Consider the following 20326-nt stretch of genomic DNA (forward strand, 5'->3'; position numbering starts at 1 on the left):
GCGGTAATTCGATGAGAAAATCCGTCCTATTTGGGGCCATGCTCCGCCGCTGTGGCACCATGGGTGAAATTTTTGAGAAGAGGGAGCGTGCGACCTATGCTGCAGCTGAGGAATATCTGCAAATCCTATCGGACCGGCGACTTCACCCAAGTAGCTCTCGACGATGTGTCCATCTCGTTCCGCGATAACGAGTTCGTGGCCATCCTCGGCCCCTCGGGCTCGGGCAAGACCACGCTTTTGAACGTCATGGGCGGCCTGGACCACTATGATTCCGGCGATATGATCGTGGACGGCATCTCCACCCACAAGTACAAGGATCGCGACTGGGACACCTTCCGCAACAACCGCATCGGCTTCGTCTTCCAGAGCTACAACCTCATCCCCCACCAGACTATCCTGCAGAACGTGGAACTGGCCCTCACCCTGTCGGGCGTGGGGAAGACCGAGCGCACGCGCCGGGCAAAGGAGGCCCTGGCCTCGGTGGGGCTCGCCGACCACGTGAACAAGCGGCCGAGCCAGCTGTCGGGCGGCCAGATGCAGCGCGTGGCCATCGCCCGCGCCCTCATCAACGACCCGGAGATCGTGCTGGCCGACGAGCCCACCGGCGCCCTGGATTCCAAGACCTCGGTGCAGATCATGGAGCTGCTCACCCAGATCGCCCAGGACCGACTCGTCATCATGGTCACCCACAATCCGGAGCTCGCGGCCATGTACGCCACGCGCACGGTGAACTTGGCCGACGGCGTCATCCGCAGCGATTCGGACCCCTACCTCCCCACGGAAGAGGAGATGCACCTGTCCCAAAAGCCCATCCGCAAAACCTCCATGGGCTTTCTCACGGCGCTCGCCCTGTCATTCAACAACCTCATGACCAAGAAGGGCCGCACCATCATGACGGCCTTCGCCGGCTCTATCGGCATCATGGGCATCGCCGCCATTCTGGCGTTGGCCAACGGCGTGGACAACTACATCGAGAAGACCGAGGAGGAGACGCTGTCGGTGTACCCGCTCCAAATCATGTCCACGGGCTTCGACATGAGCGCACTCATGACTATGTCCACGGGCGGCGATGCGGATGACGGGGAAGGGGCTGCCGACGACGCCTCGGGCGCCGGTGGCGACGGGGTCGCTGCCCTGGCCGCTGCCGGCGTGAAGGGGGGCACCTACGGTGACGAGAACGACCCGGCGGCCCGCACCACGGTGCCCGAGACCCGCATGGTCACCGACATGTTCGCCAGTCTGGAGAACAACGACCTGGCCGCGCTCAAGCAGTTCTTCGACGAGGGCGGTGACGGCATGGGCGACTATGTGAGCTCCATCGAGTACCGCTATAACGTGACGCCCCAGGTGTTCTCCGGCAACACAGAAGGAGAGGTGCGCCAGATCAACCCCGATACCACCTTCGAGGCCTTCGGTATGGGCGGCGGCTCGTCGTCCAACTCGCTCATGTCCACGATGTACAGCACCAACGTGTTCAACGAGATGATGGGCAATTCCGCCATCGTGGAGGGCCAGTACGACGTGAAGGCCGGCCGATGGCCCGAGGCCTACAACGAGTGCGTCATCGTGCTCACCTCGCGCGGCACTCTGCCCGATCTGGTCACCTACGCCCTCGGTCTGCGGGATCACGCCGTGCTGGAGGACATGATCGACCAGTTCATGAACGAGGAGGAGGTGGTATCCCCTGACGACAAGCTGGAGTTCACCTACGAGGAGCTCATGGCTGTGCCGCTCAAGATGGTGGCCGCCGCCGATTGTTACACCTACGATGAGGAGAATGCGGTGTGGGTGGATAAGACCGACGACGAGGACTACATGCGCGCCCTTGTGGATGCCGGCGAGGATCTGAAGATCGTGGGCGTCGTACAGCCCAGGCCCGACGCGAAGGCCACGGCGCTGTCCATTGGCATCTACTACACGCCCGAGTTGACCCGCCACCTCATCGACCAGGCTCGCGAGACCGCCATCGTGCAGGCCCAGCTGGCCGATCCGGCCGTCGATGTGTTCAACGGCCGGGAATTCGATGCCGAGGACGAGGAAGACGCCTCGGGCTTCAATATGGATTCCCTGTTCACGGTCGATGAGGACGCCCTGCAGGATGCCTTTAAGTTCGACGAGTCGAAAATCGCCGTGGACACGAGCTCCATCAGCGGGGGGCTTTCCGCCAGCGACCTGCCATCTCCGCCCTCCCTGGATCCGAGCGATCTCGATGTGGATATGGCCTCGGCGTTCAGCCAGGAGGCCATGGGCGAGATGATGGCCGCCGCCATGGCCGGCTACGCCCAGGCCCTCGGCGCGGCCTACCAGGAGGCCATGGCCGGCATGGCCGAGGGAGCCGCGCCGCCGGACTTCCAGCAGCTGGCCCAGGACACCCTGCAAAGTTACATGGGCAGTGCCGAGTTCCAGGCCCTCGCGGGCCAGTACGCCGGCCAGATCGTGGATGCCAACGCCCTGCAGCAGGAGCTGGCAGAAAAGATCTCGGCAGCCATCCAGCAATCCATGGGCTCTTATATGGAAGAGGCCATGGGCATCATCGGATCCAAGACCGAGAGGGCGGTTCAGGGGGTCATCGGACAGTTGCAGGCGAACATTCCCCTGGCCATGTCCGTGGATGCTGATGCCTTTCAGAACGCCTTTCAGATGGCCATGACCGAGGACGAGCTGCGCGAGCTCATCCTGTCGCTTATGACCGACGGCACGCGCTCCTTCGACGGCAACTTGGCCAAGCTGGGCTACGCTGATCTGGCCAAGCCCTCCGAGATCGCCATCTATCCGGACAACTTCGAGGACAAGCAACGGGTCATCGCCATCCTGGACGGCTACAACGATCGCATGATCGAAGAGGGCCAGGAGAATCGGAAGATCTCCTACACCGATTTCGTGGGCACGCTCATGAAGTCGGTCACTACCATCGTGGACATGATCAGCTACGTGCTCATCGCCTTCGTGGCCATCTCGCTCGTGGTGTCGTCCATCATGATCGGCATCATCACCTACATATCGGTGCTCGAGCGCAAGAAGGAGATCGGCATTCTGCGGGCCATCGGCGCCAGCAAGGGCGACATCTCCCGAGTGTTCAACGCCGAGACCATTATCGAGGGTTTGGTGGCGGGCCTCATCGGCGTCGGGTTCGTGGCGCTGGTGTGCATTCCGGTGAACGCGCTCGTGTACTCGCTGCTCGACGTGCCCGATGTGGCGCTGCTGCCCTGGACCGCGGCGGCCATCCTCGTGGGCATCAGTGTGTTCCTGTCCTTCGTAGCGGGCCTGTTCCCCGCCATGGCCGCCGCCCGCAAGGACCCGGTGGAGGCCCTGCGCTCAGAATAGGCCGTTTCGTCGGGGCCGGCTCATGAGGTGCGGCGCGCGGCGCGGACCTTGCGCCCGAGCCCGGGCGCGGCCCCGGGCGCGGCCGCTCATAAGGTGCGGCACGCGGCGCGGGCCTTGCACTCGGAACGGACTGTCTCTCCGACACCCGGGAACCAGACGGGGTTTGCGACGAGCGCAGAAGGTTTTTCTAGTCGCCAAAGTCCGGTTTGGCGTGGGCTCAGCACGGATTCAGCGCGGGCTCGGCGCGGGTTTGGGACGGGTTCGGCGCTGGTTCGGCGTGCAGTGAGCACCAAAGAGGGCCTTTGAGACGAGTATGACGATAAAAATGTCCGAGAAGGGCGATTTGGTGCTTTTGGCCGTGCCGCAAAAGGGCTCTTTGGGGCAAGGACTTGGAGAAAGCCCAGTTCAAACTGCTCCAGTGGCGAACTAATTCGCCGCAAGTGACACCAAAGAGGTCATTTCGGACAAAAAATGATAAACCTAGGGCCGAAAACCCCTCTTTGGTGTTCTCCCGGGACCAGTACGGCCCCTCTTTGGCACTTTCCCCGGGACCGACAGGGCCTCTCTTCGGTGCCCTCCCCGGGACCGGAATGGCCCTTCGAGACCGCAGAGACGAACGGCTCACCTGCTCAGCGAGCAGGGGTGTGCGGCCGCGAGGGCGGACCATGCCTCCATGTTCGGCAGCCCTCATGTTGGGGAGACGCCCGCTGGGCACCTCCCGTCGCTACGGAGCTGCGCGCGGAGGCACCCCCGCTCTTGCGGCCTGATCATTCTCGCCAACTCCCTCGGGCGAATTCGGAATCGCGTTTACGCGTCGTTGCCCACGAGACCGTTCACGAGGGCCGATACAATGGAGATAACGATGGAGGCCACAAAAGCGCTGCCGAAGCTGGCGATGTAGAAGCCGGCGCCGAACAGCCCGTTGGCGAGCCAGGCGGCGAGGTAGAGCAGCAACGTGTTAACAATGAGGTAGAAGATGCCCAGGGTGAGCACCGTCACCGGAAGCGACAGCACCTGCAAAATCGGCTTGATGGACATGTTGACAAGCGACAGGATGAGCGCGAACAGCGCGATGCCCACCCATGAGGCATCGGCGCTGATGATGTCGATGCCGGGCACGATCCACACGGCGGCGGCCACGGCGATGGCGGTCACGATCCAGCGAATGATGAAGTTCATGATTACCTCCTTTTCCGATGGCCCCATTATGTCAAAATGAGACTATGACGAGAAAACATGACAACAAGCCGAAACGCGCCAGTAACCGCCCCGCCAAGGTGGGGAAGGCCCCTCGGGCAAAGCGGGGGGTCAATCGCGGCCGCGCAGCGGTGCGCGGCGATGCGCAAGGGTGCAAGGAGGCTCGCCCAGCGGGACGCGGCCCCGCCGCCCGCCCCTGCGCGCTCTGCCCGGTGTTCGGCCGTTGCGGCGGCTGCAGTCAGCTCGATGTGCCCTACGAGGCGCAGCTGGCGGCCAAGCAGCAACGCGTGGCCGCGCTCTTCGAGGGCCTTGCTCCGGCCGATGCGATGCTGCCGATTATCGGCATGGAAGAGTCCTTCCACTACCGCAACAAGGTCATCTCGCCCTATGCGCCCGCCAAGGGGAAAGCGCGGCGAGCCGGCGGCAAGGGGAAGGGCGGCGATGCCAGGCTGACCCGCGACGACATCCTCACGGGCATGTACGCACCGGGCAGCCATCGCCTCATTCCCACCGATGCCTGTGCCATCGAGAACGAAACGGCCAAGCGCGTCACCCTGGCCATCCGCGACATCATGGCCCGCTGGGGCATGGAGCCCTACGATGAGGACGCCGGCACCGGCTTCGTGCGTCACGCCGTGGTGCGGGTGGGCCACGAGTCGGGCGAGGTGCTGGTCACGGTGGTCACCAACGGCGACGAGTTCCCCTCGGCGAAGTCCTTCTGCCGCGAACTCGTGCGCCGCGTGCCCGAGATCACCACCATCGTGCAGAACGTGAACACGCGGGCCACCAATGTGATCCTCGGCGAGAAGGAGCGGGTGCTCTACGGCCCGGGATTCATCCTGGACACGCTCTGCGGTCTCAGCTTCCGCATCTCATCCCAGTCGTTTTACCAGGTGAATGCCACGCAGACCGAGGTGCTCTACGACGAGGCCATCCGCTTGGCCGGGCTCACGGGGGCGGAGACGGTGATCGATGCCTACTGCGGCACGGGCACCATCGGCCTGGTGGCCGCCAAGCGGGGAGCCGCCCGCGTCATCGGCGTTGATGCGGTGGAATCGGCCATCTGCGATGCCGCGGGCAACGCCCGCCACAACGGCGTGAAAAACGCCGCGTTCGTCGCCGAGGACGCCACGGCGTTCATGGAAGAGCTCGCCGCGTCGGGGGAGCGTCCCTGTCCGCTCGTGCTCCTCATGGACCCGCCCCGGGCCGGCTCGACGCCCGCGTTCCTCGCCGCCGCCGCAACCCTGGCCCCCGAGCGCATCGTGTACATTTCCTGCAACCCCGCCACCCAGGCCCGCGACGTGCGCCAGCTCGTGGATGCCGGCTACGTCGTGCGCACCGTGCGCCCCGTCGACATGTTTCCCCACACCGACCACGTGGAATCCATCGTGATGTTGGAACGGGAAGCCAAGCGCTCCACCACAGTGGGAGCCGTGCGCGGAGGAGACGGCGGGTGTTCCGGCCGAGCGAGTTCCGCGGCGACGGGAAGCGCCCAGTGGACACTTTCCCAAAGCGAGGACTGTCTGAGCGAATCGGAATACCCGGCGGCTCCGACCGAGGAGCCGCTGCGAGAGGAAGAGAAATGACCGACTGTTTGGAAAAGACGCTTGAGAAAGCCCGCGCCACCATCGCGGCCCGCGACTTGGCCGCCTCCGATGCGGCGGTGCTGCTCATGGTGTCGGGGGGTTCCGACTCCACGGCCCTGGCCTACCTGGGCGCGGCCCTGCGCGACGCGGGCGATATCGGCCCCGTGGCCATGCTGCACGTGAACCATCAGCTGCGCGGCGAGGAAGCCGACGGCGACGAGCGCTTCGTCTCATCGTTGGCCGAGCTGCTGGGCATTCCGCTGTTCATCTGCTCCATCGACATCGCCGCCGAGGCCGCTCGCTCCCGTGAGAACGTGGAAGCCGTGGCGCGGCGCGAGCGCTACCTGGCCGCCAATGAGGCGCTGCGCTCGATGTGCCAGCATGAGGGCTGCCCGCTCTCCGAGGCGCGCATCTTCACGGCCCATACCGCCGACGACCGCATCGAGAACTTCTACATGCGCTCCATCGTGGGCACCGGTCCGGGGGGCTTTCGCTCCATGCGCTACGAGAACGGCCCGGTGGTGCGCCCGTTGCTCGATGCGACCCGCGATGAGCTGCGGGCCTTCCTGGCTGCCCGCGAGGCGGCCGGCGAGCCCTGCGCGTGTGATGCGGCCGGCAACCTCTGGCGCGAGGACGCCACCAACGCCCACACCGATCGTTTCCGCGCCTATGTGCGCCACAAGGTGGTGCCGCCGTGCAAGGAATGGAACGAGGCGCTGCCCGAGGTGCTCGTGCGATCCATGAACCTCATCGCCGACGAGGACGACATGCTGGAGCAAATGGCCGGCGAGCTGGCGCAGCGCGACAGCGAGTGGGTGGCCGAGGACGACACCTTCGGCATCGACCGCTCCGAGGGCTTCCGCCTGCGCCCGGCCTTCGGGGCTGCCGCGCGGCCTCTGCAGCGCCGGGCCGTGCTCCAGCTGCTCCAGGCCATGCTCGGCCCCGACGCCCGGGTTGACACCGCCAGCGTGGAGGCAGTGCTCGACGGCTTTGCCGAGGGCAAGCCACACGGCGGGTACGTGACCAACATCCAGCACGATCTGGCCGTGAGCGCCAACAAGCAGGGCGTGCTCGTGGAGCCCATGGCCTACTTCCGCGCCCGTCGCAAGCGCGACAGGGAAAAGGCCGGCGAACGTGCTGCCGCGCCCCGATCCCCCCGAGACCGCCTCGTAGGGCGGCGCCTGCACTCCCGCACTCATCCGACCCCTCCCGAAAGGACGTCCCCATGACCGAAGAAGCGCCCCAGTCTGAATCCGCCGCCCCGACTTCCGCCCCCGCCTTCGAGGTGGTGCTCGCCAGCGGAAGCCCTCGCCGCCGCGAGCTGCTGGAGCAGGCTGGCGTGAAATTCATCGTGCACACGCCCGAAGCCCCGGTGGACGAGAGCCTCGAGCCCGACCTGGCCGCCAACCCCGAGGAAGCGGCGAAGAAGCTCGCCGAGCGCAAGGCGGGGGCCGTGGTGCAGGAAGTGCTGGCCGGCAACTACACGGGCATGCTCATCGTCATCGGCGCCGATACCATGGTGGTGCTCGACGGGAAGATCTTCGGCAAGCCTCGCAGCCTGTCGGATGCGAAGCACATGCTGCGCCAGCTGTCGGGCCGCACCCACGAGGTCATCACGGCGGTATCGGTGTGGATGATCTCCGCGCCCGCGACCGACGACATCTCGCTCGGCTTCCGCACCTTCGCCGATATAAGCCGCGTCACCTTCCGTGACTTGACCGACGAGGAAATCGCCGACTACCTTGGCAAGGGCGAGTCTTTCGACAAGGCCGGCGCCTACGCCATCCAAGGCGAGGGGGCCGCGCTCGTGGATCACTACGACGGAGCCCTCGACACCATCATCGGCCTGCCCGCCGACCGCCTCATCCGGGAGTTCCCGGACTTGCTTCAGGCGGAAGTGAAGTAGCAAAACGCGTCTCGCCGGGCCCCGCGGCCGCCTCGCCCGCCGCGGGGATCCTGCCGCCTCGCTCGCCGCGGGGGCCTTGCCGCCCCGCCCCACCTCCCGGCTCGCATCTAAGGAGGCCCCGCCGGACGCGGGGTCTCGGGCGCTGCGGCAGTCCCTTCGGGTATGCGCCCAGATCGAACGAAACAATTGTGTTGCGTTCTCGCATGGCGGGCGCAGGGGGAGAGGGCAATGGTACACTGAACTGCGATCAAGGATTATCCGCGGGAAACATCCCGGATATGGGAAGAAAGTGGTTCACGTGCATAACGACATTTCGAAGATTCTCTTCTCCGAGCAGGATCTTGCCAACCGCGTGCGCGAGATGGGCGAGAACATCACGGCTGATTACGCCGCGATGGCCGGCCCCGAGGGTATCGTGGTCATCTCCATTCTGCGAGGCGGTGCCATCTTCACCTGCGATCTCGTGCGGGCCATCGACATGCCCCTCGAGATGGACTTCATGGCCGTGTCCTCCTACGGCAATGGCGTGAAGAGCTCCGGGGTGGTGCGCATTCTGAAGGACCTGAATACCGATATCCGCGGCCGCCACGTCATCATCGCCGAAGACATCATCGATTCCGGTCTCACGTTGAAGTACCTCATGCAGAACTTGCAGTCCCGGGGACCGGCGTCCATGACGGTGGCCGCGCTCATGAAGAAGAACACGGAGAACCAGGCCGATATCGAGTGCCGCTATGTGGGCTTCGAATGCCCCGACGAGTTCATCGTCGGCTACGGCCTCGATTATGCCGAGCGTTACCGCAACCTTCCCTATATCGGTGTGCTGAAGCCCGAGATTTACCAGTAAAGACAGAGAGACACTATGGCAGACAACAATTCGAAACTCCCCACTCCGCCCTCGTCGTCGCGTACCACCATGGTCATGGTCGTCATCCTTTTGGCCGTGGCGTTTTTCGTGGGCAGCCAGTTCATGCGCACCGGGGCCATGGGCACCACGGTCACCGACCAGCTCATCACCTCCGAGTTCACCCAGGCCGTGGAGCAGGGTCGCGTGAAATCGGTTACCTACTCGGCCGGCGACTACACCGTGTCGGGCACCTACTTCCCCGCTGTGACCGCCGGAGCCACGGCGGCCGATGCCTTCAACAGCGCCTTCGACGCCATGAACGCCCTTATGGCCACTGAGAAGGACGCCGACGGCAAGAGCCTGGCCGGCGTGGGCACCACCACCTTGGATCCGGCCACCCTGGGCAAGGAGCACAACTACACGTCCACCTACGTGGGCAGTGATTCCCTCGGCGAGTTGCTGGCGGCGCACCCCGATATCTCCTATCAGGTCACGCTGCCGAGCCCCTTCCTGGAGATTATCGCCACGCTGCTGCCCATCATCATCATCGGAGGACTGCTGTTCTTCTTCTTTTTCAAGATGCAGCAGGCCAACAATTCCCAGATGAACTTCGGCAAGGCCAAGACGAAGAAGGCCGCCGAGGAGCGCCCCGATGTGAAGTTCTCCGATGTGGCCGGCGTGGATGAGGCGGTGGAGGAGATGCAGGAGATCAAGGACTTCCTGGCGAATCCGGCGAAGTACCAGTCCATGGGCGCGAAGATTCCCCGCGGCTGCCTGCTCGTGGGCCCTCCCGGTACCGGCAAGACGCTTCTGGCCCGCGCCGTGGCCGGCGAGGCCGGCGTGCCCTTCTTCAGCATTTCCGGCTCCGACTTCGTAGAAATGTTCGTGGGCGTGGGCGCTTCCCGCGTGCGCGACCTGTTCCAGCAGGCCAAGGACGCCGCGCCCGCCATTATCTTCATCGACGAGATCGACGCGGTGGGCCGCCAGCGCGGCACGGGCCTCGGCGGCGGTCACGACGAGCGCGAGCAGACGCTCAACCAGCTGCTCGTGGAGATGGACGGCTTCGAGTCCAACGACTCGGTGGTGCTCATCGCCGCTACGAACCGCGCCGACGTGCTGGATCCGGCACTGCTGCGTCCTGGTCGCTTCGACCGGCAGATCGTGGTGGACACCCCCGATGTGAAGGGCCGCGAGAAGATCCTCACGGTGCACGCCAAGGACAAGCCCATCGGCAGCGACGTGGACCTGAGCAAGATCGCGAAGATCACCCCCGGCTTTACCGGTGCCGATTTGGCCAACCTCATGAACGAGAGCGCCCTGCTCACGGCCCGTCGCGGCAAGAAGATCATCACCATGCGCGAGGTGAGCGAGTCCATGGAGCGCGTCATCGCCGGCCCGGAGCGCAAGGGCCGCGTGATGAACGAGAAGACCAAGCACACCATTGCCTACCACGAGAGCGGCCATGCCCTGGTGGGCCACCTGCTCGACCATGCCGACCCGGTGCACAAGATCTCGATCATCTCCCGCGGGCGCGCGCTCGGCTACACGCTGTCCATCCCCGATGAGGACAAGGTGCTGAACTCGCTTTCGGAGATGAAGGACGAGCTGGCGGTGTTCATGGGCGGCCGCGTGGCCGAGGAGATCTTCTGCGACGACGTGACCACGGGCGCTTCCAACGACCTGGAGCGCGCGAGCAAGATGGCCCGCGCCATCGTCACCCAGTACGGCATGAGCCCCTTGGGCACCCAGGTGTTCGGCCAGCCCAACCACGAGGTGTTCTTGGGCCGCGACTACGGCAACACCCAGGACTACTCCGAGGAGACGGCCCGCCGCATCGACGAGGAGGTGGCGAAGATCATGAAGGAGGCCCACGATCGGGCCCACAAGATCCTCGCCGACCATGCCGATCAGATGGACCTCATGGCCAGCGTGCTTCTGGAGCGCGAGACCGTGGAGGGCGAGGCCTGCGAGGCGCTGCTCGACAACAAGTGGGACGAGTACCTGGCTCGCGAGGACGAGATCATCGCCGCGAAGGAGGCCGAGGAGGCCGCAGCCCGGGCCAAGGACGCCGAGCTTCTGGCGGCCCAGGGCGACGGGGAAGGCGCCCAGACCGCTGCTGCCAGCAGCCCCGACGCCGGCGAGACCCTGGCCGACCCGAACTGGCGCCGTGAGCCGGTGGAGCCGGGCGACCAGGATCCGAATGCGCCGTACCGGCCCGCCGCCGAGGGTGCCGACCGCGCCGATATGCCCACCCAGGCCGAGGTGGATGCCGAGATCGACCGCGAGGACGAGATGGACTCCTCGGCCGATGCGCCCGATTCCGATAAGCGCGACTAGTTGCCTGCGCGACCCCGGTTAGACCCCTTCCAGTTGAGAGAGCGCCCTGCGGGGCGCTCTCTTGCTGTGGGGGCTTTGCCGTTTTCACCCCCCTGCTTTCTGTCTCATGCTGTCATATACTTTTCTGCGCGGTTGTGTCATACTTTTCGAAAGCATGCGAAGCGGAGAAGGGGGCGATCGGTGTTCGGCGAGCTTGTGGCAGCCTACCTGTTTTTGGCTGGCGTCGGTGCTGGCGGAATAGCTGCCGCCTCCTTGGCCGACCTGCTCTTCGTGCGGGCACCCTTCGGAGCGGCGGCGGAAAGCTCGGTGGCTGAGGCCCCCGCAGCCGAGCGGCTCGTGTCTTTGGTATTCGCGGCAGCGTTCGGCGCGCTCGCCGTGGGCGTCGGCTGCCTGGCGGCCGACTTGGGGCGCGTCGACCGGGTGCTCGCGCTGTTCCTCACACCGGCGTTCACGCTCATGAACGTGGGGGCGTGGGCGCTTGCGGGGCTTTTGGCCGTCGGCGCGGTCCTGGCGCTCGGGCGATTCGCGTACCTGCCCTGGCTCGGCCGCCGCGCAGTGGGGGCGCTCGAGGTGGCAGCGGTGGCGCTGGCTTGCGCGGTGGCGGTGTACGCGGGGCTTCTGCTGCGGGGCCTTGCCGGCGTGCGCCTGTGGGCGAGCCTGTGGGTTCCCGTGCTGTTCGTGCTGTCGGCCGCATCGTGCGGCTGCGTGCTGTTCGCGGGCTGCTCGCTGTTCGTGGAGGCCGACGGGCGCACGGTGGCGCTCGGACGCGCGATCCTGCGGGTGGATGCAGTCGTCGTCGTGGCAGAAGCTGTCGCGGCGGCGCTGTTCTTCGGCGAAGCGGCGGCCAGCGGTCACCCCGGCGTTATCGCGTCGGTCGCGAGCCTCTCCCACGGCGCGGCGGCGTTGCCCTGGTGGGGCGGCTTTGTGCTGTGCGGCCTTGCGGCATCCCTTGCCATCGAGGGCGCGCTGTGGGTGCGCGAGCGGAGGAGCGCCGGCACGAGGGGCGTCGCGGCAGTCGGAGTCACGGCCCGCGGTTCCATAGCCGCTCCCGCGTCCGCCTTCGACGCGCCGCCCGCGGTGCTGGCCGCCCTGGCGCTCGCCGTGCTCGTGGGAGGCGCGGGACTGCGCTGGGCTGTGGTGGAAGCCGGGACGCAGCGCCCCTTGGAATTGCAGAGCGTGGAAGATGCCGCGGATGCCGAGTCGTTCGGCCTTGGACAGGCCGACGAAGCCCCCGCCGTGGCAGCCGAGGGCGGGGCGTCCGGCGGCAGCCCGGCATCTTCCCAAAAGAGAGAGGACCTTTCCCTATGGTCGAGCTAGGACGCACCATTCCGGCCGGCGACTTGTTCGCGCTGGACGATGCCAGCTCCATTCCCGTCTGGCTCCAGCTGAAGAACCGCTTCATCTACCTCATCACCTCGGGGTTCTACCTGCCGGGCGATCAGCTGCCCACGGTGCGCGGGCTTGCCGCCGAGGTGGAGGTGAACTACAACACCGTGAGCAAGGTGTACCAGAGCCTGGAGGAGGATGGCTACATCGTCTCGAAGCGCCGCCAGGGCGCCTTCGTGGCCGACGTGTCGGACAAGCCTGGCGTGTCGGCCGAGGTGACGGCCGAGATTGTGACGGCTGAGTATTTGCAGCGCTGCCAGGAGCTGGGCATGTCGCTGGAGGATATCGACGCGCAGTTCACCGCCGCCCTCGTGGCGGCCAAGGCCAAGCGCGACAAGAGCGGAGGAGCAGGATATGACACGCAGGAATCGCGGCGCGGACGCCTCGTCAAGTTCCCCGAGCCCGCAGCGGGCAGCGGCGCCGAGCGCTCGGCTGGAAACGGGGCGTAGCCGCACCTCGCGCAACGGGGCCGTGGCCTTCACGCTCATCGTGTTCGCCGCCGTGGTGGCCGCGGTGCTGGGTTTGGTGCAGCTTGCCGCGGGCTCCATCGGGCTTGCGGCCATCGTGGGCGCCGTGCTGGCCGGTGCGCTCGCGGCGAGCTCGGTGCATGTGGTCATGGAATGGGAGAAGGCCGTGGTCATGCGCTTCGGCCGCTTCAACCGCGTGGCGGGGCCGGGCATCGTGTTCACCTGGCCCATCGTGGAGTTCTACACCGTGCGCATCGACCAGCGTGTGGCGGCCACCTACTTCGGCGCCGAGGAGACGCTCACGGCCGATCTGGTGCCCGTGAACGTGGACGCGGTGGTGTTCTGGATGGTGTTCTCGCCGAAGAAGGCCGCCTGCGAGGTGGAGGACTACGGCAGCGCCGTGTCGTGGATGGCCCAGGCCACGCTGCGCAAGGCCATCGGCCGCGCGAGCCTGGCCGAGGTGGCCTGCCGCCGCGACCAGCTGGACTCCGAGTTGAAGGACGCGCTGGAGGAGAAGCTGGACGGTTGGGGGATCGATATCATCGACGTGGAGGTGCGCGACATCGTGGTGCCCCGCGAGCTGCAGGCCTCCATGGCCGCCGCGGCCGTGGCCACCCGCGAGCGCGATGCCCGCATGATTCTGGCCGAGGCCGAGGCGGACATCTCCGACATGCTGAAGGACGCGAGCGCCAACTACGAGGGCGATCCGGAAGCCATGCGCCTGCGCACCATGCATCTGGCCTACGAGTCGGTGAAGCAATCCGGCGGCACACTCGTTATCCCCAGCGCCTTCAGCGAGGGCTTCACCGACCCCGACGCCGCCGAAGCCCTGGCGAAAGCCGCGAAGGGGTAGCGCCTCCTTATGCAATTGGGTGAAAAGTACAAATAAGGAGCACTCGAAATCACCGTTATTTATACGATTTGGGAAAAAGTATAAATAACGGTTCCGCTGAGCGTTCTGACGGACGATGGCAAAGCGGGATAGCAGCAAACGTGCTACAATGGATAGCGCCTAGAGAACTTGGCCCCAAGGGGCCGGGACGCCGCAAGGACGTCCCGGTAGCGAGGGTGCCTAGTCCTCGCGATTGTTGGAGTTCCCGCCGTTCTGCGGCGGGTTCTCTCTTGTTAGGGCCAGTAGCGCCACGCCAAGAGTGGCAGCTCCAACAAAAGTCTGGACCAGGGCCAGGAAAACGCTCATCTGCATCACCTCCCTCCCGCATCTAGAATTGGTGATAGGGAAGGTGTATGCAGAGAGTTCTGCTCCCCGCTTATCAACTATAATACAAACAAATATTCTATTTTCAAGACTTGACATTGCCGAGTCGTGCATTTTGAATTGAATTATTTTATCTAGCAGAATAGGCAATTAACCTGCGATAACTCTGAGATGCTCTACCTTTGTCATACTCTGCCCTACATTTTCTCTTGACAGTCTATGACAGAGTATGACAAACTGGCAACAACAGAATCCGGCCGATTCTTAGAGACTATGTTGGAATCCCATCATTCGTGCCGCGAGCATGCAACCGGATTCGCCCATGGGGGATGGGAAGAAAGGGCGCGCAAGCCCGTTGCGCAGAGAAGCTGTCTGCGCCCGGCTTGCCCCTCTGCCATGAAAGAGGAGGAGAGATGTCAGGAAGCGAAACCAAGCGCTCCGGCCTCACCCGCCGAGGATTTCTGAAAGCGACGGGTGCTGTTGCGGGCGCTGCTGCGCTGTCTGGTCTGGCAGGTTGCGCGAATGAGGAGGACAGCTCGCTGGCGGCCACAGGCGAGGAAGAGCGCCACTATGCCCGCTGCATGTGGAGCGGCTGCATGCATTGCGGCAGTTGGGTTACCGTGCGCAATGGCGTGGTGGTGAAGCGCGAGCCCGATCCCGACGAGCCGTTCAACAACCGTCCCTGCCTGCGTGGCTATTCGCAGATTCAGCGCCTGTACCACCCCAACCGCATCAAGTACCCCATGAAGCGTGTGGGCGAGCGCGGCTCAGGCGAATGGGAGCGCATTTCCTGGGAGCAGGCCATTCAGGAAATCACTGACAAATGGAAGGGCTACATGGAGGAATCTGGCCCGCAGTCCATCACCTTGTACCCTGGCACCTCGAATGGCGGCCTCATCAACGGGGCGGCCATTAGCCTGCTCAAGCGACTGTGGAATACGGCGGGGTTCTCGGTTTACGACCTATGTATCGATGTTGGGGCTCTTACCGGTGTCGACCGGGTGTGTGGCGGCACCGGTTTCGATAAGCCGGGCAATCACTACGCGTCGGATATCATGAACGCGAAGTATATCGTCAACATGTCGGCTAACGAGACCGAATCGGCCTTGTTCCGCTGGCGCGACGTTGCGAGTGCCTGCGAGAACGGCACGAAGTACATTGTCATCGATCCCAATCAGTCGACGGCCGCTTCCAAATCAGACAAGTGGATTCGCTGCCGCCCTGCATCTGACGGCGCCCTCCTCATGGGAATCATGAACGTCATTTTGGATGAGGGTTGGGAAGACGAGGACTTCATCCGCCAGCACACCGTAGCTCCCTACCTGGTGAAGGAGGACGGCAAATTCCTGCGCGCCAGTGAATTCGGGATAGAGCCGGTTGAGACGGGCATGAACCCCATGACGGGTGAGCCCATCCTGTACGATGCTCCCATTCTCATGGGCGAGGACGGCAACCATGGAACCGCCGAGGAGGTAGCGACCCCCGTGCTGCATGGCACGTTCGATATCAACGGCAAGAAGGTGACTTGCGCCTACGATCTGTTCTGCGACCGTGTGGCCGAGTACGATCCGCAAAAGGTGGAAGAAATCACCGAGGTTTCTCCCGAGGATGTACGCTATCTGGCCGAGGTATTCGCAGACGGCCCCACTCGTGTGCACCTGGGCATGGGCGGCCAGGCCTACAACAACGGTCATTCCATCGGCACGGCCTTGGGCTGCCTGCTGTCCATTACGGGCAACCTCAGCAAGCCGGGTGCCGGTATGGATGGCGGCTACTTCGGCCTGCCTTGGAACTACCTGTACATGATGCCAACCATGACCATGGGCCCCACGCTTCCTTGGCTGGAAGTGGCCGATATGCTGGAGACGGGGCTGGAGCCCGTTTCTGGCCAACCTTTCCCCATCAAGTGCATCTATTCCATCGGCGCGCTTTACGGCGGAGGTATCGATGCCAACTGGGTGAAGGAGAAGATTATCGACAAGATCGACCTGCTTGTGGTGGCCGACACGTCCATGACCGATACGGCACGACAGGCCGATTATGTGCTTCCGGCCGCTCATTACTTCGAGTTCGAGGACATCATCACCAACCCCACCAATGAGGGCGCCGTCAAGTGGCACGATAAGTGCGTAGATCCGTCTTTCGAGTGCAAACCCGACGGCCAGATTGTGCGCATGCTGGCCGAGGGCTTGGGCATGGGTGAATATTTCCAGAGCACCGATGAGGAGTTTTGGAATGAGGCGCTTTCTTCGCCGGAGTTCCAGGCAGCTGGTGTCACCTTGGAGCGGCTGCGCGAGGAGCACACCATTCGCTTCGAGTTGTACGACATCTACCATGAGAACCATATCTACGATACGCCCACGGGCAAGTTGGAGATTTACTGCGAAAATCCCGTTCCTCGCATGGCGAACGTTCACGAATGGGATTACGAGCAGGAGCACCTGCCTTACTGGTTCGAGCCGAACGAAGCGTGGCCGGACAAAGAGATTATGAAGAAGTACCCGCTGATTTTGACGTCCGAGCGCTCGCGCGACCGTCACCACACCAACGGCTTCGAGCTTGCGTGGCTGCTTGAGGCGCTTCCCGAGCCCACGCTGAAGATGAACCCCGCCGATGCCGAGGCGCGCGGCATTCAGGACGGCGACTATGTGGAAGTGTACAACGACCGCGGCAACGCGGTGGCCCGCGCGGTTCTCAACCCCGGCATGCGTCCTGGCATGCTGTTGTACCCGAAGGGGTGGCAAAAGCACCAGTTCAAGGACGGCTCGTTCTCGGATTGCTCGAATCACGAGTATTGCCCGGTGACGGTGAACTCGTCCTTCATGGACGCCGCCGTTGAGATGCGTCTGTGGGAAGGAGAGGAGTAACCATGGCCGAGCATCGTTATGCGTTTGCGGTGGATACCGTTCGCTGCGTCGGTTGCCATACCTGCGCCGTTGCGTGCAAGCAGGAGAATAATGTCCCCGATGGCGTTTTGTGGAATCGAGTGGTCACCGAGGGCGCGAACAGCCTGGACGCCTCGGTGGGCGAGTACCCGAATGTGACGAAGAGTTACCTGACGGTGGCCTGCCAACACTGCGAGAATCCTGCGTGCACGAAGGTGTGCCCCGTGGGTGCCACCTACAAGGACCCAGAGACCGGTGCGGTATGCCAGGATTACGATAAGTGCATCGGCTGCCGTATGTGCGTCGCCGCCTGTCCTTACACGGGTGTGCGCTCCTTCAACTGGGATGAGCCGGCTTACAGCATCCCCCATGCCGTGGGCGATGCCTCGGTGGCGACTCATTTAAAGCATACGGTGGAGAAGTGCACGATGTGCTCCCATCGGCTCAAGGACGGGAAGCGACCGTTTTGCGTGGATGCATGCCCCACTTACGCGCGCTTCTGGGGCGATCTGGACGATCCGGAATCCGAGGTTTCCAAGCTTCTCGCAACGCGCGAGTACAAGCAGCTGCTGCCCGAGGAGGGGACGAAGCCCTCGGTGTACTACTTGGTGTAGCGGCTGTCGTGCACGCTTGATGCTTTATTCGCTCGTCGTGTGACGCGGCGTGAATCGCAAACTTACGCGGGCGGGGCTCGCTGTCTCGCCCGCTTACCTCTAGGAGATTCTCATGGCTGATTTCTCTTCTGGGGCCGTCTTGGATGACGACCTCGACTTCAGTGCGGCCCAAGGCCGCTCGAAAACCCGCGAGGCGACTGGCGCCAAGGCCGCCGCGTGGGGCGGCCGCGGGCTGAACATCGCCATCGGCGTGTCGGCCGTCGTGGTGGTGGCCGGCCTCGTGCTCTGGGCGATGCAGCTTTCCGGCGGCATGGTGCAGACCGGCATGCGCAACCTGAACTCGTGGGGCCTCTACATCACGTCCTTCATGTTCTTCGTGGGCCTGTCTGCTGGCGGCCTCATCATCTCGTCGGTGCCCAAGGCCTTTGGCGTCGCCGGGTTCGGCGGCATCTCGAAGGTGGCGGTGATGAGCTCCATCGCCTGCACCGTGGCCGCCATCGGCATGGTGGTGGTCGACCTCGGCCAGCCCATGCGCCTGTGGGAGCTGTTCGCGTACTCCAACCTGGGCAGCCCGCTCATGTGGGACATCCTGGTGCTGGGCACCTACCTCATCTTGTCTTGTGTGTACCTGTGGGCTCAGATGCGCGCCGACGCGGGCAAGATGAGCCATACGGCCCTGCGCGTCATCTCGGTGGTGGCCCTGGTGTGCGCGGTGCTCGTGCACTCGGTGACCGCCTGGATCTTCGGCCTGCAGGTCGGTCGCGAGATGTGGCATACCGCGCTTCTCGCCCCGTGGTTCGTGTCCTCGGCGCTGGTGTGCGGCACGGCGCTCGTCATCTGCGTGGCCGTGGCCCTGCGCGCCGCGGGCTACCTGAAGTGGGAGCAGGCCAACCTGGTGAAGCTCGCCAAGCTGCTCGGCGCCTTCGTGATGGTGGATCTGTATTTCTTCGGATGCGACCTGCTCACCGAGGGCTTCCCCGCCGGGTCGGGCTTGGAAGTAGTGGCCATGCTGACGACCGGCCCCTTGGCGCCCTACTTCTGGGTGGAGATCATCGGCTGCGCAGTGTGCGCCGTCATCTGCTTCACCCCGGCGCTGCGCACCAACGGGCTTCTGGTGGCAGGCTCGCTGCTGGCCATTGCCGGTATCTTCTGCAAGCGCGTGCAGCTGCTGGTCGGCGGCTTCCAGCTGCCCAACCTGGACATGGCCGGCCCGCTGACCCCCATGCAGCACACCGCCTTCGACGCGGGCCTCTCGGGCATCTACGGCGCCATGGTCTACTGGCCCACCCCGCTCGAGTTCGGCGTCACGCTCGGCGTGGCCGCCCTCGGCGTGCTGGTGTTCCTGCTGGGCGTGAAGCTTCTGCCCCTGCGCCCGGCCGACGACAAGTAGGTTCTCTCTGCATGCAGCCCGCGCCGCCCCTCCGGCGCGGGCCTTTTCGCGCAGAAAGGGAGCAGTGCAAGTGCGTCAAAATCGCCGTGCGGCGTTTTTCTCGCAGCTTCTCGGCGCAACGGCGATGCTCATCTGAGGTTTCTCGTTGCAACGCAAGTGCAACGAGAAATTTGCTTTGCATTTGCTTTGCAACGAAAGCGCCAGTCCCCGATGTTGGCACGTATGGCGTCTGCTATGCTATTGGCAGTATTAACGATGAAGGAGGATGTCCATGACCGTTTCCGCTGACATGTGGCAGGCACGCGCGGCGATGTGCGAGCTTTTGGCCCTGTCGTTCCGCTACCCCGAGGACAAAGTGCTCGCCGAGGCCATCGCCTCGGGCGAGTGGGGCGAGGCTGCCGACGAGATCGCCGGCGCGCTCGGTCTTGCCTGGTCGTCGGCTACCGCGCCCGGCGCCGCCGAGGCTGCGGCCCTGGCCGACCCGGCCGACATCCAGAAGGAGCTGCGTCCCGAGGCCACGCGCCTGTTCGTGGGCGCCCCGCAGGCCGCGTGCAGCCCCTACGAGGGCGTGTGGCGCGCGACTGCCGAGGGCGTGCAGCCGCTTCTGTTCGTGAACCCGCACTCCATGGCGGTGGAGCGCTTCTGCAAGGCGTGCGGCCTGGGCCGTCCCGAGGGCACCAACGAGCCGCTCGACGCCGTGTGGACCGAGTTGGAGCTTTTGGAGTACCTGGCTCTGCGCGCTGCCGCTGACGCCGCCGAGGCCGAGGGCATCGCGGGCGACGCGAGCGCGGTCGAGGACGTGGTGGAAGACGAGGATACGCTGGAGGAGTTCGAGGACCCCGGCGAGCCCGGCGAGGTGGTGGCTTCGACCGACCTGCCCGGCGGCAGCCCCGAGGCGGCCTGGGACGAGTTTGTGGCCGATCACCCCCGCCGGTGGATGCCCCAGTTCGCCGCGGCCGTGCAGGAGGAGTCGCGCGTTCCCTTTTACCAGCAGGCCGCCAGCCTGCTCGCGGCGTTCGTCGGGTAGAAACGCGCGAAAACCTGATCATGCCAAGGGCCCGCGTCTTTCAAGACGCGGGCCCTTCTGCGCCTCGCCGCCTTCCGCCTCTTGGACGAGGCCCCGGGGTTGCACACCGGCGCGCGCCCATGCCGCCCTCCGCGGGCTGTGGGC

General features: G+C 64.7%; 14 protein-coding genes. 13 read left to right on the top strand and 1 reads right to left on the bottom strand.

From position 1 onward, the window contains the following. Positions 1-96 precede the first annotated feature (96 nt). A complete protein-coding gene (locus AAK988_RS04175; protein ID WP_369872965.1) occupies positions 97-3324 on the top strand; it encodes an ABC transporter ATP-binding protein/permease in 3228 nt (1075 codons plus the stop codon). An 807-nt stretch (positions 3325-4131) separates the two neighbouring features. On the opposite strand, the gene AAK988_RS04180 is transcribed toward AAK988_RS04175, so the two are convergent. After that, on the bottom strand, positions 4132-4503 hold the full coding sequence (locus AAK988_RS04180) for a phage holin family protein (protein ID WP_151431117.1): 372 nt from the start codon (positions 4501-4503) through the stop codon (positions 4132-4134). A gap of 44 nt (positions 4504-4547) precedes the next feature. On the opposite strand from AAK988_RS04180, the gene rlmD reads away from it, so the two are divergent. The 12 genes from rlmD to AAK988_RS04240 all read left to right on the top strand — a co-directional run bounded on the left by rlmD (position 4548) and on the right by AAK988_RS04240 (position 20182). Then, positions 4548-6107, top strand: a complete 1560-nt coding sequence (gene rlmD / locus AAK988_RS04185) for a 23S rRNA (uracil(1939)-C(5))-methyltransferase RlmD (RefSeq protein ID WP_369872964.1) — start codon at positions 4548-4550, stop codon at positions 6105-6107. Next, positions 6104-7336: a tRNA lysidine(34) synthetase TilS gene (tilS, locus tag AAK988_RS04190; RefSeq protein WP_369872963.1), complete on the top strand. Its 1233-nt coding sequence runs from the start codon at positions 6104-6106 to the stop codon at positions 7334-7336. The genes rlmD and tilS overlap by 4 nt, the downstream gene beginning before the upstream one ends. Continuing rightward, complete coding sequence (locus tag AAK988_RS04195; RefSeq protein ID WP_369872962.1) at positions 7333-8013, top strand: Maf family protein; 681 nt, start codon at positions 7333-7335, stop codon at positions 8011-8013. Before tilS ends, AAK988_RS04195 begins: the two co-directional genes overlap by 4 nt. Before the next feature lie 298 nt (positions 8014-8311). Next, a complete protein-coding gene (gene hpt / locus AAK988_RS04200; RefSeq protein WP_151431125.1) occupies positions 8312-8860 on the top strand; it encodes a hypoxanthine phosphoribosyltransferase in 549 nt (182 codons plus the stop codon). A 15-nt stretch (positions 8861-8875) separates the two neighbouring features. Further along, positions 8876-11197, top strand: a complete 2322-nt coding sequence (gene ftsH / locus AAK988_RS04205) for an ATP-dependent zinc metalloprotease FtsH (protein ID WP_440132282.1) — start codon at positions 8876-8878, stop codon at positions 11195-11197. 180 nt (positions 11198-11377) lie between these two features. Further along, the gene (nrfD, locus tag AAK988_RS04210) at positions 11378-12514 is read left to right on the top strand and encodes an NrfD/PsrC family molybdoenzyme membrane anchor subunit (RefSeq protein ID WP_369872961.1); all 1137 of its coding nucleotides are present in this window, start codon (positions 11378-11380) and stop codon (positions 12512-12514) included. Continuing rightward, a complete protein-coding gene (locus AAK988_RS04215) occupies positions 12502-13032 on the top strand; it encodes a GntR family transcriptional regulator (RefSeq protein ID WP_135969769.1) in 531 nt (176 codons plus the stop codon). The genes nrfD (AAK988_RS04210) and AAK988_RS04215 overlap by 13 nt, the downstream gene beginning before the upstream one ends. Next, positions 12938-13903, top strand: coding sequence for a slipin family protein (locus tag AAK988_RS04220; protein WP_369872960.1), 966 nt, complete (start codon positions 12938-12940; stop codon positions 13901-13903). The genes AAK988_RS04215 and AAK988_RS04220 overlap by 95 nt, the downstream gene beginning before the upstream one ends. 776 nt (positions 13904-14679) lie before the next feature. Further along, positions 14680-17133 (top strand): molybdopterin-containing oxidoreductase family protein, encoded by a 2454-nt coding sequence (locus AAK988_RS04225; RefSeq protein WP_369872959.1) that lies wholly within the window; start codon positions 14680-14682, stop codon positions 17131-17133. Positions 17134-17135: 2 nt separating this feature from the next. Further along, on the top strand, positions 17136-17765 hold the full coding sequence (locus AAK988_RS04230; RefSeq protein ID WP_369872958.1) for a 4Fe-4S dicluster domain-containing protein: 630 nt from the start codon (positions 17136-17138) through the stop codon (positions 17763-17765). Positions 17766-17877: 112 nt separating this feature from the next. Beyond that, positions 17878-19155: an NrfD/PsrC family molybdoenzyme membrane anchor subunit gene (nrfD, locus tag AAK988_RS04235; protein ID WP_369872957.1), complete on the top strand. Its 1278-nt coding sequence runs from the start codon at positions 17878-17880 to the stop codon at positions 19153-19155. Positions 19156-19426: 271 nt separating this feature from the next. Next, complete coding sequence (locus AAK988_RS04240) at positions 19427-20182, top strand: TorD/DmsD family molecular chaperone (RefSeq protein ID WP_369872956.1); 756 nt, start codon at positions 19427-19429, stop codon at positions 20180-20182. Positions 20183-20326: the final 144 nt, after the last annotated feature.

The organism is Adlercreutzia muris (genome assembly GCF_041223505.1).
Classification (GTDB): Bacteria; Actinomycetota; Coriobacteriia; order Coriobacteriales; family Eggerthellaceae; genus Adlercreutzia; species Adlercreutzia muris.